This window comes from SAR324 cluster bacterium (assembly GCA_029245725.1).
Lineage (GTDB): Bacteria > SAR324 > SAR324 > SAR324 > NAC60-12 > JCVI-SCAAA005.
In genome coordinates this window covers 1-16,700 of the sequence record JAQWOT010000325.1, presented here as the reverse complement: position 1 = coordinate 16,700, position 16,700 = coordinate 1, and the positions used below count along the sequence as shown (strand labels likewise).

Below are 16,700 nucleotides of genomic sequence, written 5' to 3'. Positions count from 1 at the left end.
CTGTCCTTCAGGGAAGGCTTGGATGGCGAGGATAGTCTTGTCCTAGCAATGTAGAACTGAACAGAAAGTCAGCTGTTGCCGTGCTACAAGCCATGGGAATATCCCAAACAACAGGGAGCCAGGGCCTTGACATCGGGATCATGTGGCTGAGAGGTCAAGGGATCCCAGAAGAAAACGAGTAGATCTAGTTTTTCTGTGGCAATGAGTGCTCCGATTTACTGATCACCACCAAGAGGTCCGCTGAGCAATCGTGTGATAGGCAGATTCAACTGTTGCTGAAGTAGAGAGCCCGTTGTGCCGGTTGCATAAAGCTTGTGTTGGCGCAGTTGCTCCAGATGCTGTTTTGCCCAGGCCAGCAGGAGAGGTTTTTTATGGTCGTGAGCAACAAGCGCGATTCGCTTTTGTTTGGGTAGGGAAGAGGCCATTCAAAAGAGCTGGAAGCGGAGCCCTACTAGGGTTGCCAGAGATAAAGAAAGCCAGAACTGGGCATCAGTGAGTCTGGTACACGAACAAGGTTGACTTCTGCGGCACTGCTTCCTAACAAAGATGGTTGGAAGGAACTCGGTCGCTGGTAGGACACTACGGTTGCACTCGCAGCGCCTGTACGCATTTGAGCAGCCAACAAAGCATCCTCCAAGTATCCGACATGATCTACGAGTTTCAATCTTCGAGCATCTTCTGCTGGAAAAATACTGCCATCTGCTAACTTTCGCGCATCTTCTTGAGGAAGTTGTCGATTTTCAGCGACAAGTCCCACAAAACGATCATAGTGGGCGTTCAGAATACGAAGTAAGATTTCACGACTTTCTTTGCCAATAGGCTTCAAAGGTACTGCCAGTTCTTGCTTCGTAGATCCACTCGCGAGAACTTCCCCCTGGATACCAATTTTTTCAAGCAGTCCTTCAGCATTGAAACGCACCATGACTACTCCAATACTTCCTACAACTGATGTTGGATTGGCCCAGATTTCATCACCAGCCAACGCCGCGTAATAGCCTCCAGATGCCCCAATGGCTCCAATGCTGACGACAATCGGCTTGCCGCTACGTTCTCTGAATTGTTTCAACTCATGAAACAGCACATCAGCAGTAGTCACCTCTCCTCCAGGTGAGTTGATGTGCAACAGTACGGCTCGAACTGCAGGATCTCTAGCAGCCATCACCAACTGTTCTCGCACTTCATCCACGTCAATACTGCTTCTGCGGCTGCCCACATTGGAAATCCAGTCAGACGCCATCATTCCACTGAGTTCAATCAGCGCGATCTTGGTCTCTCCACTTCCACCCAGGACACGCTCTTCCAGAGGCTGGTCACGACTGATGGGCAGCTCCAGATTGACGTAGCAACCACTGAGAGAAATCAGGAGAGTGATGGCGATCAGTAGTTGTCTCATTGGGAATCTTGTTCAAGAAGATGGGTGTCGATCTGATGGAGAATTCCCTCAGGAGTCAACTGACTAGTGTCAATAATTAGATCAAAATTGGCTTGGTCAGCGATGTCCACACCGTAAAGGCGTTGAAAATTCTGGCGCATTATAAGGTATCGCTGTCGATTCGCATGAATAGATTCTTCAATATTTTTAGCACCCTCCGTGGCCCGGTGAGCAGAAAAAATACGTTCTGCAGCCACTTCCTCGCTGACGGTGAGCAAAATTTTGCAGGCGTCAGGCACACAATGAAATCCAAGGTGAGCGTCCAAGACGAAGTTTTCGTTTTCTTCACCAAATTTCCGTTGAGCTTCGTCAATTTTACGATCCACTTCCGGATGGCTTGTGACAAATTCGGTTAGAAATTGAGTGATATCTTGGAAGCCTTGTTCCAATGCCATTTGGCGCATGAAATCACCTGTAGAGCGAATTTCCAGACCGTATTTGTCAGCCAACAATCGTCGTACTGTCGATTTGCCAGAACCAGGAGGGCCAGCTAGCGTCAGTTTCATGAAAAATCCTCACGAGCCGAGTGAGTAGCAGATCACTCGATGTTCTGCATTTGTTCACGGATTTTTTCCAGCTCAGCCTTGATCTCAACTACGGTGTGGCTAACACTGGTATCATTACACTTAGAAGCCATCGTATTGGCTTCCCGATTCAATTCTTGGAGTAGGAAGTCACCGCGCTTACCAATCTCTTTCTCCTGCTGCAAGGTCTCTTGCAAATGTTGTAGGTGTGTGTCGAAGCGGACGATTTCTTCACTGATATCGAGACGTTCTGCCATCAAGGCTACTTCCTGATGTAGCCGCTCAGCGTCAAGCTTGGCCTGCAGATCACTCAGATGATCCAGCAGTCTTTGTTGGAATTGCTGTGGCAAGTGCTTGGAGTGTTCTTCGATCTTTTGTGCGAGTTGAGCGCAGCGCTGAAGGCGCGACTGGATGTCGTCCAGCATGGACTGGCCTTCCCGCTCTTTCATCGATTTGAGGGCTTGCAAAGCAAGCTCAAGGCTTTCCCAGATTAACTTTTCTCCTAGTTCAGAAGGAATTTCCAGATCAACCGATTCGCCAAGCAAATCTCGCTGACTGAGCAGGTCTTTCATGGAAACCTGAACCTCACGCCCAGTCAATTCTTCAAATTGGGAAAGTAAGCTGGCGTAATGTCGTAAGGCCGGTTCCTGCCAGTGTGGGAAACCTTGGGCACTCTGAGTGATGGATTCCAGACGTATGCTGCCATCGACCTTGCCTCGTTGGCATACCTTTTTCACTTTCTCCTTGACAGATGCCTCCAATGTCAGCAATCCATTAGGGAGGCGTAGTCGAACATCCAGGAACCGCTGATTGACAGATCGGATTTCAACTTGGCAAAGCCAGCCGTCCTGTTCGCATTGTGCGGTGCCATAACCTGTCATCGAAACGGCCATCTACTGCTCCTGAATTTGTGCAAATTGTGACAAGAAAAACAAAACAAGCGATATAAGCAGTTGGTGACCTTTACTTTCTTTCAGGAATCTAGCAAGCTCTTAGTAACAGCCATGTTTGCAAATTTCTCATCCTGACAAAAGCCATGTTCCGCCTTCTACGTAAGTGGCAACGTCGTTCTCATGAACTGCCAAAAGATATTATTGATTACAAGCACCAGTGCGAGCAGTTGGTCAATAAGTACGAGACGCTACTGGATCAGATTTCTCAGTACATGCAAACCGAGGAACGCCTCCTCGGCAAAGAAGAAACAGAGGTAGTAACCCCCCCTCCTCAAGACACGGGCATCTTCGAACTGTTGACAATCAAAGGCGAGTTGCTGCGCATTACGGAAGAGTGCGATAAATTGATGAACAAAGGATTCCGTGAACCAACTATTGCGCCACAGCAAAAGGAAGCGATGGAGTTGCTGATTAGCCAACTTCAAAATTTGCGGCAGTATTCCGATCAGATCGAAGAAGCACTTTTAGACTTCGAGGAAAAACTGATGGAGATGGAAGAACTGGCTTCCAACCGTGGTCTTCGCAACTGAATTAATATTATTCTCTTTCACCAGCGCCAGCCACCATCTTGATAGACCGTGGTGGTAATGATCTCTTCGTCTGGAATATCCTGATTGAATGCCTGACGTTCTCTCCGTTCCTGCGCAAGCTGACTTCCCTGCTCAATCACATCAGCAATCACTTCCTCTCCCATCACCTCATTCCCGTTTTCATCTTCATAGCCCAATTCATCAATGCGAATCTGCTCTTTGGTGATGGACTCCAACTCATCGAAGAGCGTTCCCATTGCCAGGTCAAAGTACCAATCTGGGCTTGCAAAGAAACTCTCATCGCTGAGCATCGCCAAGAAGACAACACGATATGGATCAATCCCCTTGTGTTCCGCCACTGCTACGCGTAAGTCAGCCCAGCGTTCATCCTCAAGCAGATCTGCCTCTGGATCAGCAAAAGTTCCTGCTCCTAAATCGACAAAGGCATAGATTTCAAAGTGAGCCTGATAAGAGGCTTGTTGCTGAACCAATCGGTCATAGCTTTGCTGACCTTTTTCACTGAGTTGGTAGTACTGCTCAACATCAAGCTGGACAAGTTCCTGCTGTTCCAATTCTTTGAGATTGGATTCGATCGTTTTGTGATTCTGATCTAGAAAGGAAAAATGAATCTTATCTTGCGAACTGGCAATGTGGTGGAGCAGTAACAAAATACTGAATTCTTGACGTTGTGAGTCTGTCAGGGATTTACGTTCGGTGCTCATAGGGGTGTTTCAGAACGTGGTGGATGTTCCTAGATGATCGCTGAGCAATCTTGCGAAGCAGTCATAGAATTCTTCCTGCTCAGCTTCTGCGAACCAGCGGTCATTGTCTGCTTGGTACTTAAAGTGCCAGCCTCGGGCGTTGCCCGCCAACCAGATTTCATGAATAGCCCGCTGGGTATTGAGCACAATGATTCCAGGACGTTCCTCGAAGGCAATTTGTAGCTTGTCTGGGGTGCGGTCGTAGTCAAGTAGATCTTCGTGTCGATCTAGCAATTGTTCGACCTGCTGAAAAACGTGCTCTGCACGTTGTGAATACTCCTTATTGTCCATAATTTTCTCCCCAGTTGAGCAAATGAAACAGGTTAGAGCAGCGTCTTTGAGAGTCAATACAAAACCCCGTGGCTTTGTGATTGCGTCTTAGTAGCAAACCTTGCAGACTGAATTGCTTATTCTGACAACATTTTTGAGTGGAGGCTTCTATGCGGTCTGTCCGGAACCTGATGATGTGGTTCGTGTGCTTGCTGCTGATGGTGGGTCCAGTTTTAGGCAGTGCTCTGGATTCGATGGATGAACGTTTTAAACAGCGAAGTTATCGGCGCTTTTTGTTGCCCAATGGGTTGAAGATTTTGTTGGTTTCAGATCCAACGGTGCGCAAAGCCGCAGCGTCTTTGACTGTGGGTGTTGGTGCGATGAGTGATCCGGAAATGCATCAGGGGTTGGCGCACTACCTTGAACACATGCTCTTCTTAGGCACGGAAAAGTATCCGGAGGCTGGAGAATACCAGCAGTTTGTCTCCAATCGAGGTGGCTACACGAACGCTTACACGGCTGGAGATCATACAAACTACCACTTCGAGATTGACCCAGAGCACCTGGATGGGGCTCTGGATCGCTTTGCCCAGTTTTTTACAGAACCTTTGTTCAATACACAGTATCTGGAACGAGAGCGGCGCATTGTTGATTCTGAACACTCCAAGAATATCCCCAACGATTTTCGCAGACTCTTCGAAGTCCGCAAGCAGATCTATGTTCCTGGACATCCCCTGCAGAAATTCAGTACAGGTAATCTGCAAACCCTCGGATTCACCACACGCAAGGATGTGATTGACTTCTACACTCGCTACTATTCCAGCAATCGAATGACCCTGGCCGTCTCAGGTACACAGTCACTCGATGAGTTACAAGAGATGGTCGTGCCTCGTTTCTACGAGATTGTTGACCGGAATCTTGATGAGATTACCTTCCCTACAGAATATCTTGCTCCGAACTCCAGATTTCGGCTACTGCAAGTGAAGCCACTCAGCGAAATTCGTTCTCTAACGCTCAGCTTCCCATTACCGTCTACTCAGCAATACTATTCGAGTCAACCACTGAACCTCTTGGGGTTTCTAGTTGGTCACGAAGGAAAAGATAGTCTGCTTTCTCTGTTGAAGTCTAAGAACTTGGCAACAGGACTCTCAGCTGGTGCAGGATCGTCAACAAATTCTTATTCCTCCTTTGAGGTGACGGTCCAGTTAACCCCACGAGGAGTTGATCGGTATCGAGATGTGATCACTTACCTGTTTCAATACCTGCGGCTGCTGCGTGAGGCAGGCCTGCCACGCTACATTTTCAATGAAGTGCAGCGGATGAACGAGATTAACTATCGATTCTCCGAACGTGTGGAAGGCACTAGACTCGTCAACACCCTCTCTGCATTGTTGCGCTTTGTTCCTCTGAGGGAAGTGGAACGCTCACCGTTCTTGCTGACTGAATTCCGCAAAGACTTGTTCGATAGTATGCTCTATCGCCTGACTCCAAATAACATGCTAGCAATTCTTGTGGATCAGGGTGTCAAGGTTGACAGTACGGAGAGCTACTACGGCACAGAGTACTCCTATCGTCAGGATCGTGCCCACTGGGTACAGGCGTGGAAGACCGCCAGACGACATCCCAACCTTTCGATGCCGATGCCTAACGACTTTATTCCACAGGACATCGCCTTGAGAGAAACTAAGGCTTCCTTCACCTTCAACTATGAATCAATTGCTGGCTTGGGTGAAGAGAATTTGCCAGAGGGTGTGATGTCCTTACTCAGTCAAGAATCTAGTCGCCGCTGGCAATCCTGGTCGGAACTGGCTGTAGCCCTGCAATTGCCGCAGGGGCAACAGAAGACTGCACGAACCGTAATTATGCGTCATGCCGTGGAAGAGCCACAGCGATTGGTGGATCTGCCCAAGGGGCGTGTTTGGTTCCAGCCAGATTTCCGTTTTGAGCAACCGAAGGGTAGGGTCATGCTGCGTATTCTGACTCCAGAGGCGTATGCTACCCCTCGTCATGCGGTTTTGACCCAACTCTACGTTGCTGCAATTGAAGAAGGGCTCAACGAGTTCAAGTATCCAGTCAGTCTGGCTGGTCTTGACTTCAACCTGCGTAACGACAAAGAAGGAGTACAAATCAACTTTGACGGTTACTCAGATCGGTTATTGGAGTTGGTGGAGAGTGTTGCAGCCCAGTTGCAGAATATTCAGATCGATCAAAAAACTTTTGCCACTCTGCAGGATGCAAAACTGAGGAGTTATCGTAACTTCACTCTTCAGGAACCATATCAGCAGGCTTTCTATGAGAGAGGTCTGTTGCTGGAAGGTTTTCGGCATTCGATTCGTCAATATGAGAAGATTGTTCCAGACGTTACACTGAAAGAGTTGACTGCCCATGCGCGACAACTTTTTGCCAAGACCTACGTAGAAGCAGTCATCTATGGCAACCTTGAGGCTGATAAAGTGCAGCCGATCATGGAACGCATTGTCAGTGATTTGAGTCAGCAAGCTCTAGCGCCGGAGGAGCGATTTCACGAGCAGGTCCGCCAGATTCCTGTTGGTACGACCCTCACCTTCCAACAAGATGTGACGGTCAACAATTCAGCGATCGTGCTAGAGTTGCAACAAGGTGATGACACTCCGGAAAACTGGGCAACCCTACAGGTACTTTCCCAGTGGATTCAGCCACAGTTCTACAATGAGTTGCGGACACGGCAACAAACGGGCTACATCGTGAGTTCTGGTTCGACGTTGACCGAAGAGACCCTGAGTCTGTTCTTCCTGATCCAGTCTGGTGATTTTGCCCCGGATGACCTCTCGGAGCGGGTACGAAGCTTTCTGCCCAAACTCTACGAAGATCTCCAGAATCTCAGTCAGCAGGAATTTGAAACGATCCGCCGCTCTGTCTTGCGTGCTAGTCTGGAGCGTCCTGATGAAATAGATGAGGCCACTGGTCGCTTGTTCCAGATTCTTTTCGAAGAAGATGGGGATTTTGATTTCAAGAGTGACAAGCTTCGGTCCCTGGCTTCCTTGGAGCACCAAGACTTTCTGCAACAAGGAAGTCAGATGTTGGAACCAACTCAACAGCGGCAGTTGGTGCTTCAGATGGTTGGTTCAGGAATGAGCAGTCTACTGCCACAAGAGGGAGTTGTGCGGGATGCAAGCGATATGGCTGAGCGTCTACCCTGCCCAGAGTTCTGTCGACCTAATTGAGATAGTATTTATGATTCGAAATACTCTATTTCATAAAGTCTATCGCTTCGCTCCAATTCCTCTAGTCTTGCTGTGTGCTTCCTGTGTAAGTTCAAGCAAAACGTTCTTACCAGATGGCAGTGAAGGCTACGTGGTGACCTGTAGTGGCAGCATGCTGAGCTGGGGAGACTGCGAGGCCAAAGCTGGCAGCCTTTGTGGGGCTGGTGGGTATAAGATTATTTCGAAGAATGCTAACCAGCAAAACGTTAGCTCTTCGGAGCGTTCAATGGTGATTGCCTGCAATAGCAGCAGAGAGCCGACCACTACCGACAAATTGATTCAGAAAAGTCAGGAAATGCTGGACGAGGGTGTGGATAAAGGTAAGGAGTTGTTGGGTGAAGGAGAAGAACTTCTTGATGAAAGTGTTGAGAAGGTCAAAGAGTTGTTCTGAGTGGAGGCCTGTTGAACGCTCCTAAAACAGACCGACTCAGGCCTAGTAAGGAAGAAATCAGCCTCTTTTTAGAAAGAGAATTTCCGCAAACAAAATGTCGAATTGTGGAGGTGGGCAATCAGACAGCTATAATTGCTCACGAGATTGGAGAGGCAGAGTTGTGTCCTGGAGGAACGGTTTCTGGCCCGGTGCTGATGGAGGTAGCTGACGTTGCGCTTTATGTGGCCCTCCTTGGAGAGGTTGGAATCGTACCACTGGCAGTGACCACTGGTCTGACAATCAATTTCTTGCGCAAACCACCGGCTACTCAGCCGATCATTGCTGTGTGCACGTTACTCAAAGTTGGTCGGACCCTTGCTACTGGGGAGGTCCGACTCTACTCTGAAGGCCACAAGGAATCTGTTGCTCATGCGGTTGGGACCTACTTGATTCCACCGATCCAGCGTTCCTAGCGGCTGATTTCTCTAGCGTAGGCTTTTCAGTGCCTTGGCCATTCTCTCAGGGACTTGTTGAATTTGCTCACGACTCACCATCAGGTTAGCAACAGCCCTCAGTGCTTCCGGTCCAAAGTCCAGCATCCCTACTCCCTCCTTTTCCAAAGCCTTCGAGAGGGCAGCGGCTGACGTCCCTGGCGTCTGGAAAACGATTATGTTCGTTTGCACGCTGTCCAAATCAACTTCAACTCCTTCCACCTGGCTCAGTCCTTCTGCCAGCAGTCGTGCGTTAGCGTGATCTTCTACGAGCCGCTCTCGGTTATTTTCTAAGGCATACAAAGCCCCAACCGCGATGATGCCTGCCTGTCGCATTCCTCCCCCAAACATTTTTCGGAAGTGACGCGCTCGTTGAATGAAGGCTTTGCTACCTGCCAGAGCTGAACCGACCGGTGCTCCCAAGCCTTTGGAAAAGCAAACACTGACGCTGTCAAAGTCAGATACCAGTTCAGCTTCCGGTTTGCCTAGCGCAACGCTAGCGTTCCAGAGTCGAGCACCGTCTAGGTGCAGCGCAAGGTCATGCTCTCGGCAAACGGCACCAATTTTACGGATTTCTTCCAGCGGATAGATTCGTCCACCCCCTCGATTGTGAGTGTTCTCGAGGCAGACCAGTCGTGTGATGGGATGGTGGACGTCCGGTTTGCGAAGTGATTTCACCAACTGGTCAGCAGTGAAAACACCGTGGTCTCCAGGGATCAGACGGCAGGAAGCACCAGACAGCGCTGCTGGACCCCCGCCTTCGTAGTAGTAAATATGGGCCTGAGCCTCCAATATCACCTCATCACCTGGTTGAGTGTGAGTGCGTAGTCCAACTTGGTTGGTCATCGTACCAGAAGGCATGAAGACTGCCGCTTCCTTGCCCAGAATAGCAGCTGTTTTCTCTTCCAGATGAAGTACAGTTGGATCTTCGTGATGAACATCATCACCGACCTCGGCCTCAGCAATGGCTTTGCGCATTTCGGCGGTTGGTTTGGTAACAGTATCGCTTCGCAGGTCAATCCACATCAAATCCTCCTAAAGAGTGAGGTGTCAGAAAAAAGTTCAGCGTGCCGAGGTCTGCTTTGGATGTCAAATCCGAATGATCAGGCAGAATCCATTCGTGCATGGTGACAAGCTACTAATTGGCCTGTTCGGATTTGCCGAAATTCTGGCCGCTGTTTGCGACACTCGCTGGTCACTTGCAGACAACGTTCGGCAAAAACGCAGCCAGTATGCTGCTTGGTAGGACTGGGGACATCCCCAGCAAGCACTCGCTCACCCAGAGGACGTCGGGTCTTTGGATCTCCAGAGGGAATTGCCCGCAGAAGAGCTTGTGTGTAGGGATGGGCAGGAGTTTGGAAGAGTTCCTTACGGTTGGCGATCTCCACGATGCGGCCCAGGTACATCACCGCAACTCGATCTGCCAGATGCTGAATCACTGCTAAGTCGTGACTGATGAAAAGATAACTCAACCCTTGTTGCTGTTGTAGCTCAAGCAATAGGTTGAGGATTTGCGCCTGAATCGAGACATCGAGTGAGGAAACCGCTTCGTCACAAAGTACGATTTCAGGACGCAGAGCCAGTGCCCGGGCAATACTGATACGCTGACGTTGACCACCAGAGAACTCATGCGGAAAGCGTTTCAGATGTTCGGATCGCAACCCAACCTGTTCCAGCAGCTTCGTCGCAAAATCCTGGGCCTCTGAAGCACGGATTTGTCCGTGATAGCACGGTGCGCTGCTGATGATCTCTTCAATCGTCAGTCGTGGATTGAGAGAAGCGTAGGGGTTCTGAAAAATCAACTGCATCCGCAGTCTTTGTTTCCGAAGCTCTGTAGAACTCAGCACACCGAGTTCAGTATCTTTCAGCCAGACTCTTCCTCCGGTGGGGGGATGGAGGTAGAGCAAGCTGCGCACAAGCGTAGACTTTCCACAACCAGACTCTCCCACTAGTCCCAAGGTCTCACCTGCATTTAACACAAAGCTGACTCCGTCCACTGCCCGGACAAAGCCAACTGTCCTACCTAGCAGGCCTTGGCGAATGGGGAAGTAAGTCTGTAGATCCTGCACTCGGAGGATGGAAGTGTTGGAAGAGGAGGAGCTTGTCATCTCAGGTATCCTGAGGAAATTCGTACCAGCGGTAACAACGGCTCCGATGTGAGAAACCCAATAATTCAGGTATCTTGACAGAACAATCGGGTCCTGGCCAGGGACAACGATCGAGGAAGCGGCAGCCCTCGGATAATTCCTGTAGGGAAGGAACATTTCCTGGAATGTGGTAGAGTCGTTCTCGCTGGCCTGAGATCTCTGTTAGACTAGGCCGTGATTTGAGTAGCCCACGGGTATAGGGATGCCGTGGACGTTCAAAAATTGCTCGAACCGAGGTTTCTTCAATGATGTCTCCGGCATACATGACTGCGACCCGATCGGCCATTTCGGCGATCACCCGGAGATCGTGGCTGATGAAGAGGAGGGCCATCCCATGCTGTTTTTGCAGTTGGTGCAACAGGTGAAGAATCTGGACCTGAATCGTGACATCCAGTGCAGTGGTTGGTTCATCGGCAATCAACAATGCCGGCTCACAGGCCAAGGCTATGGCAATCATCACCCGTTGACACATACCTCCACTCAACTCATGTGGGTAGCATGACCATTGTCGCTCTGGGTCTGGCAGCCCAACTTCGCTGAGCAGCGACAAGCCTCGCTCACGAGCACGGCTGAGTGAGAAACCCTTGTGACGACACAGTGGTTCAGAAATTTGCTTGCCAATCGTCAGTACAGGGTTCAGAGCCGAGCTAGGATCCTGAAAAATCATTGAGATTTGGTTGCCGCGGAGTTCCCTTCGTTTTCGTTCTGAGAGTTTCAGCAGGTCTTCTCCGTTAAAGTGAATTTCTCCACTTGTGATTCTTCCGGGTGAACTGATTAGTCCCATAATCGCCAAGGCTGTCAGGGACTTGCCACAACCAGACTCTCCAACCAACCCAAGTGTTTTTCCTCGTTCCAGTTGAAGATCCAATTCATTGATTGCGGTTACTTTTCCACTGCGCAGTAGGAAGTCAACTTTCAGATTTTCCAACTGTAGTAAGGGGGATTGAGCCATTCAGTCCTGTAACTTGGGATCAAAGGCATCGCGCAGACCATCTCCTACAAAGTTGAAGGCCAGAACAGTCAGGGTCATTGCAGTTGCTGGTGCCAAGATTAAGTGAGGATAGGAACGAATTCCTTCCAGTCCTTCAGAAATCATTGCACCCCAGCTTGGAACAGGTGGATTGATTCCCAGTCCAATGAAGCTCAACACCGACTCGTAGATGATGTAAGTAGGGATTTCGACTGATTCAGCGACGATACAAGTTCCCATTAGGTTGGGAAACAAGCGTCGAAAGAGGATGGTTGGAGTACCGAAACCCTGCACGAGATCAGCTTCGATAAATTCACGGCGTCGCAGCGAGAGAGTCTCTGCCCTGGCAATCCGAGCCATCCTTACCCAGGAGGTCAGCCCAATCCCAATGAAAATGGAGAGCAGACCTCCCAATTGAGTATCCCATTCATAGAAAATGGCCTTGAAACCAGTAAACTCCTCTGGATTCCCTGCACGAAAATAAACCATGATCAGGATCACAAACAGCAGAGTTGGAACCGCATTGAGAATGTCAACAAACCGCATCATCCATTCATCCAGCTTGCCCCCATAGTAGCCCGCAACCAACCCGTAGCTGACACCAATGATAAAGCTTGCTAGCGCTGCACAGATCGCAACTGTTAGTGAAATTCTAGCCCCATAGAGAATCCGGCTCCAAACGTCGCGTCCCAAAAAATCAGTACCTAGCAGGAATCCCTCTTCTCCGGGTTGTAGATAGGTAGCGAGGAAGTCCTCTTCAGCGAAGTGCTGAGGAGCCAGCCAATCAACGAAAATGGCAACCAGAAAAAGAATTAGCAGGAACAAAAAGCTGCTCAATGCCAATCGATTTCTGGCAAACCGTCGGAAAGCAAGCCGATTGAGACTTTTACTGATGGTCGGTGAGGCAGAAGTTTCAATCATGGAAGGGTCACGGGGAAAATGGTCATTCTAATCGAATCCTTGGATCTGCCCAGGCGTAGAGGATGTCTACCAGGGTGTTCATGAGAATGATCAGAAATCCATAGAGCAGGTAGATGCCCATGACGACTGGATAGTCGCGGTTACTGATGCTGGTGATGAAGTAACTACCCAAACCAGGAATAGCGAAGATCTCTTCCACCACCAGAGTGCCCGTGAGTAGATAAGCCAAAATAGGGCCCATGATGGTGAGTACGGGGAGTAAGGCGTTGCGTAGAGCGTGTTGACCAAGGACAGAAATTTCTGAAAGTCCTTTGGCTCGAGCTGTACGGATAAAGTCTTCTTGAATGACTTGGAGCATACTGGAACGGGTCAGCCTGGAAATAACTGCTGCAATGCCCAGCCCTAGAGCAAGTGTTGGTAGCATCTTGGAATCCCAAGTCGTCCAGCGAGCAATGGGTAGCCATTTAAGAAAAAGTCCAAAGAAGAGGATCAGCATTGGGGCTAGCGCCAAGTTGGGGATGCTAGTACCCAGAACAGCCAGCAAGGTAGCTACATAATCTGGTAGTCTGTTGTGGTAGGCAGCTGCAAGGACTCCCAGTGGCAGTCCAAACAAGAGTCCAAAGAGCATGGCGTAGAAGCCAAGTTCCAGTGAGATCGGTAGGCGTTGCGCGATCAGGTCGATGACGGGCAGATCACGTTGGGAATAGCTGACACCCAAATCTCCCTGCAGGGCATTACCAACGTAGCGCCCAAACTGCTCCCAGAGCGGCCGATCCAAGCCATAATAGGCTTCGATGTTGCGCATGATCTCGGGCGGTAGGCTTTTTTCTGTGTCGAAGGGTCCCCCAGGGAGTGCCTTCAGTAGTAGAAAGACGAGGGCAGCGATCACTAGTAGCGACAGGGCACCACTGCCCAATCGCCGCACCAGGAAGTTCAGCATTGGCTTGGAATCATGGGCGTCCCATCAAGCGCCAGTAGCGGATCTGCTGTCCACCCAACGCCATGTGATACCAGTCTTTCAGCCGAGGATTGATCAGGTACTTGGAAGTGTAGAAGTAGAGCGGAATGATTGCAGCCTCTTCTTCGTTGAGGATCTGCTCGGCTCGACGGTAGAGTTGGATGCGCTCACTCGGATCTGTCGAGCCCATCGCTTTCTCGGTCAACTGTGCGTATTCACTGTTTTGCCAGCGAATACGATTGGTGGACTTGGTCGGGTGGAATACTTCCATCAGCCAGTTGTTGGCGTCTGGATAGTCAGCACACCAGCCAAAGCGGAATAGATGTGGAGCATCTGGTTGAGTAGTTGACTTGAGGTAGACCTTCCATTCCTGGTTTTCGATTCTGATGTTAATCCCGAGGTTGCGCTTGAGCATCGCTTGCACAGCTTGAGCGATCTTGGCGTGGTTTTCCGATGTGTTGTGCATGTAAGTGATGTTGGGGAATCCTTTCCCATCTGGATAACCAGCTTCCGCAAGCCAACGGCGGGCCTGCTCTGGATCATAGCCAATACCAATGCCTTCCTTCGGATCTACGGACCCGAAGATTGGAGGTCGAGTAAAAGTTGTTGCTGGTTCTTCCCCACCCTTGGTGATTCGTTCCACCAAAGTCTTACGGTCGATGGCTGCTGAAAGCGCCTTGCGGACCAGTGGATTGTTGGTAGGTTCCCGTTCGTTGTTCACCCCCAGGTAGTAGGTACAGAGATCTGGTTGAGCAGAATATCTGTCTGCATACTCTTTGCGCACGCGGTCAATCTCAGGGACAGGAATCGAGAGGAAAGTTCCTCCAATGATATCCAGTTCTCCGTTCTCAAACATCGCTAGGCCAGTGGAGGATTCAGGAATGATATAGTAATTCACCTCCTCAATCTGAGCAGATTGCTGGGTGACTGAGTCCTTGTAATCTGGATTGCGCTTGAGGATCAACTGATTGCCTTTTTCCCAGGTAGCTAGCCGGTAGGAGCCGTTTGTCAGGATGTGCTCAGGTTCTGTCCAAGCGGTACCAAAGGCTTCAATGGAACGTCGAGGCAGTGGTCGATAAGTCCAGAGGCCTGCCATCGCTGGGAAAAATCCAGCAGGTTGTGTAAGTCGAAATTCGACCGTGTAGTCATCCACTGCACGGACTCCAAGGCTGTTGAAGTCCTTGCTTTCCCCCTTGTTGATTGCTTCTGCCCCTTCCAGAATATAGAGGACATAGGCGTAGGGCGAGGCCGTCTCCGGGTTGATGTTACGATGAATCGCATATTCAATGTCATGGGCTGTGACAGGAACCCCATCACTCCAGAAGACATCCTTGCGTATCTCGAAGGTATAGGTGCGACTATCCGCACTGGCTGACCATTTTGTGGCCAACTCCGGAATCACCTCATAGGTCTTCGGATCGTAGTCAGTCAGGCCGAGAAAGAGTTGTTCAATGACCTCAATGGAAGAGGAATCCTGGGCCAACCCTGGGTCCAGAGTTGGGATGGCACTCATTTGAGGCAAGCGCAGAGTTTTTGTGATGTCCTGGGCGATGACAGCAGGAGCGGAGAGCAGCAACAGCCCACCAAGCAGGCAAAGAGTTCGACGAACAGCAGCAAGCAGCATGGGAACCTCCACTAGAATCGTGATGATTAGGATGAGGAACAGAGCCACAAAGGTACCCATCATGATTCTGGAAAACAAGTCTGACAACACAAGAAAGGCACCAATGGAACAACATTTATTCAATCTTTCAAGGAGATAGACTGATGAACCTGCCACTGAAGCAAGGCGCCACTTTTTCTTTGTTGGAAGGACCAGAAACTGGGTGATTACTACTGATGATTCATGGCGCCACAGTGCCTCACTGGGAGTTTGACCGACTCGTACCTCATTTGCACAAGGCCAACTGGCAAACACTCCGTATGGATCTCTATGGTCATGGTCGTTCTGCTCATACTGAGAGAGACTACACCATCTCATTGTTTACAGAGCAAATCTGGGAAGCACTATCCTACTTGAGAACCAAGACAGGTATCTCCGTACTAGGCCATTCTCTAGGGGCGGTGATTGCTGTGAATCTTGTTCAACAGCATCCAGAATTTTTCCGACATTTGGTACTGGTTGCGCCAAGGCTGGACTTCACTTCAAAGCAGTGGTGGAACTGAGTACTACAAGTGCCCGATGTAGGGGAGTGGATGATGAGCAAGGTAGTGATCTCCCAACTTCAAAAACGTCGTCAGCGTAGATACAGCACTATTGGAGTGGAGTCCTTTATTCCTCGCTTTGAAGAGCAACTAGCTTACCCTAGTTTCGATAGGGTGCTGCCTTCGATGTTTCGTTGTGGCACACTCGCAGACCAAGGAATGGTCTATAGGAATTGTGGCTCTCTCAAAGGATGTGGCCAAGCTCTTGCTCTGGGGCGAAGAAGATCACGTTGTTTCGAGGCAAGATGTTGCGCAGATCAGCGCTCTGATTGGTCCTCATCAAATGGAAATAATGCCGGGTGCGGAGCACAATTTTTTCATTACCCATCCTGAATAGGTAGCTACCAAACTGCTGAGCTTCTTTGAAGGCAAACCAACCATGTCACAAACGGGCAAGGAGATAGCTAAGAAGCCAAGGCCTGTACCCTCTGCTGCTGGAGCATTTCCTTGCGCAGGGAAAGTTCACCCTGATAAGGCAGTGGAATCCGCCGAATTTCCAATCTTCGATCGGGATGTACGGTCATGATGTGATTGTTCTCGACTTGAGTCCAGATCTCCTCGTTTTGAGTCAGGGGTTCTGAGGCAATAACGAGGGCATTTTGGCTGCCATCTCGGCTTAGCCCAAACTCACAACGTCCCCCCTGCCAGATCTCCAGCGATCCCTTGACGCAAAATAGCGAAGCTGGCCTTGCTCCACACCGCGTGACGAAGCGTTTAGCGACTGTTGTCTGACCTTTGGTAACTGAATCAAAGTTTAGGATATTTGAATTCAGGGTTGCTAACCATTGAAAAGAATGCATCACTGCTGATTTCTAACTGTATCCAAACAAGTTTTTATGAAACTGGAAACCACTTGTTGAAATAACTGAAAAAATTGTGATTTATGAAAAATTTTATATTAAATCAAATTGAGTTGCTTCTGAGAA

Annotated in this window: 18 protein-coding genes and 1 pseudogene; 6 read left to right on the top strand and 13 right to left on the bottom strand. The window is 49.6% G+C overall.

Features of this window, described 5'->3' with window-relative positions:
- Nucleotides 1–7: 7 nt before the first annotated feature.
- From P8O70_17555 to P8O70_17540, 4 genes and pseudogenes are all read right to left on the bottom strand, one after another.
- A pseudogene (locus P8O70_17555) lies at nt 8–425 on the bottom strand (methylglyoxal synthase).
- A gap of 26 nt (nt 426–451) precedes the next feature.
- The gene (gene sppA / locus P8O70_17550; GenBank protein MDG2198646.1) at nt 452–1,393 is read right to left on the bottom strand and encodes a signal peptide peptidase SppA; all 942 of its coding nucleotides are present in this window, start codon (nt 1,391–1,393) and stop codon (nt 452–454) included.
- Entirely contained in the window at nt 1,390–1,938 is a 549-nt protein-coding gene (locus P8O70_17545; protein MDG2198645.1) for a (d)CMP kinase, read from the bottom strand. Before P8O70_17545 ends, sppA begins: the two co-directional genes overlap by 4 nt.
- Before the next feature lie 32 nt (nt 1,939–1,970).
- Nucleotides 1,971–2,849 (bottom strand): YicC family protein, encoded by an 879-nt coding sequence (locus tag P8O70_17540; GenBank protein ID MDG2198644.1) that lies wholly within the window; start codon nt 2,847–2,849, stop codon nt 1,971–1,973.
- Between the two features lie 143 nt (nt 2,850–2,992).
- Between P8O70_17540 and P8O70_17535 the strand changes: the two genes are divergently transcribed.
- Nucleotides 2,993–3,439: a hypothetical protein gene (locus tag P8O70_17535; protein MDG2198643.1), complete on the top strand. Its 447-nt coding sequence runs from the start codon at nt 2,993–2,995 to the stop codon at nt 3,437–3,439.
- A 17-nt stretch (nt 3,440–3,456) separates the two neighbouring features.
- Here the strand turns inward: P8O70_17535 and P8O70_17530 are convergent, their stop codons facing one another.
- Nucleotides 3,457–4,161, bottom strand: coding sequence for a hypothetical protein (locus P8O70_17530; protein MDG2198642.1), 705 nt, complete (start codon nt 4,159–4,161; stop codon nt 3,457–3,459).
- A gap of 9 nt (nt 4,162–4,170) precedes the next feature.
- On the bottom strand, nt 4,171–4,491 hold the full coding sequence (gene cyaY, locus P8O70_17525) for an iron donor protein CyaY (protein MDG2198641.1): 321 nt from the start codon (nt 4,489–4,491) through the stop codon (nt 4,171–4,173).
- A gap of 149 nt (nt 4,492–4,640) precedes the next feature.
- Here cyaY and P8O70_17520 point away from each other — a divergent pair, with 149 nt between their 5' ends.
- The 3 genes from P8O70_17520 to P8O70_17510 are packed head-to-tail and all read left to right on the top strand — an operon-like array spanning nt 4,641 to nt 8,555.
- Nucleotides 4,641–7,673: an insulinase family protein gene (locus tag P8O70_17520; protein MDG2198640.1), complete on the top strand. Its 3,033-nt coding sequence runs from the start codon at nt 4,641–4,643 to the stop codon at nt 7,671–7,673.
- A 10-nt stretch (nt 7,674–7,683) separates the two neighbouring features.
- Nucleotides 7,684–8,103: a hypothetical protein gene (locus tag P8O70_17515; protein MDG2198639.1), complete on the top strand. Its 420-nt coding sequence runs from the start codon at nt 7,684–7,686 to the stop codon at nt 8,101–8,103.
- A gap of 11 nt (nt 8,104–8,114) precedes the next feature.
- Entirely contained in the window at nt 8,115–8,555 is a 441-nt protein-coding gene (locus P8O70_17510) for a PaaI family thioesterase (protein ID MDG2198638.1), read from the top strand.
- Between the two features lie 12 nt (nt 8,556–8,567).
- Here the strand turns inward: P8O70_17510 and ltaE are convergent, their stop codons facing one another.
- The 6 genes from ltaE to P8O70_17480 all read right to left on the bottom strand — a co-directional run bounded on the left by ltaE (nt 8,568) and on the right by P8O70_17480 (nt 15,256).
- A complete protein-coding gene (gene ltaE, locus P8O70_17505; protein ID MDG2198637.1) occupies nt 8,568–9,599 on the bottom strand; it encodes a low-specificity L-threonine aldolase in 1,032 nt (343 codons plus the stop codon).
- Nucleotides 9,600–9,676: 77 nt separating this feature from the next.
- Complete coding sequence (locus P8O70_17500) at nt 9,677–10,681, bottom strand: ATP-binding cassette domain-containing protein (GenBank protein MDG2198636.1); 1,005 nt, start codon at nt 10,679–10,681, stop codon at nt 9,677–9,679.
- Between the two features lies 1 nt (nt 10,682).
- A complete protein-coding gene (locus P8O70_17495) occupies nt 10,683–11,672 on the bottom strand; it encodes an ABC transporter ATP-binding protein (GenBank protein MDG2198635.1) in 990 nt (329 codons plus the stop codon).
- Complete coding sequence (locus P8O70_17490; GenBank protein MDG2198634.1) at nt 11,673–12,611, bottom strand: ABC transporter permease; 939 nt, start codon at nt 12,609–12,611, stop codon at nt 11,673–11,675.
- Nucleotides 12,612–12,633: 22 nt separating this feature from the next.
- Entirely contained in the window at nt 12,634–13,551 is a 918-nt protein-coding gene (locus P8O70_17485) for an ABC transporter permease (protein MDG2198633.1), read from the bottom strand.
- Between the two features lie 10 nt (nt 13,552–13,561).
- Complete coding sequence (locus tag P8O70_17480; protein MDG2198632.1) at nt 13,562–15,256, bottom strand: peptide ABC transporter substrate-binding protein; 1,695 nt, start codon at nt 15,254–15,256, stop codon at nt 13,562–13,564.
- A 152-nt stretch (nt 15,257–15,408) separates the two neighbouring features.
- Here P8O70_17480 and P8O70_17475 point away from each other — a divergent pair, with 152 nt between their 5' ends.
- Nucleotides 15,409–15,735, top strand: a complete 327-nt coding sequence (locus P8O70_17475) for an alpha/beta fold hydrolase (GenBank protein ID MDG2198631.1) — start codon at nt 15,409–15,411, stop codon at nt 15,733–15,735.
- 30 nt (nt 15,736–15,765) lie between these two features.
- Complete coding sequence (locus tag P8O70_17470; protein MDG2198630.1) at nt 15,766–16,107, top strand: hypothetical protein; 342 nt, start codon at nt 15,766–15,768, stop codon at nt 16,105–16,107.
- A 71-nt stretch (nt 16,108–16,178) separates the two neighbouring features.
- Here P8O70_17470 and P8O70_17465 read toward each other — a convergent pair whose 3' ends face one another.
- Nucleotides 16,179–16,574 carry a hypothetical protein gene (locus P8O70_17465; GenBank protein MDG2198629.1) on the bottom strand — a complete coding sequence of 132 codons (396 nt, stop codon included), beginning with the start codon at nt 16,572–16,574 and terminating at the stop codon, nt 16,179–16,181.
- Nucleotides 16,575–16,700 lie beyond the last annotated feature (126 nt).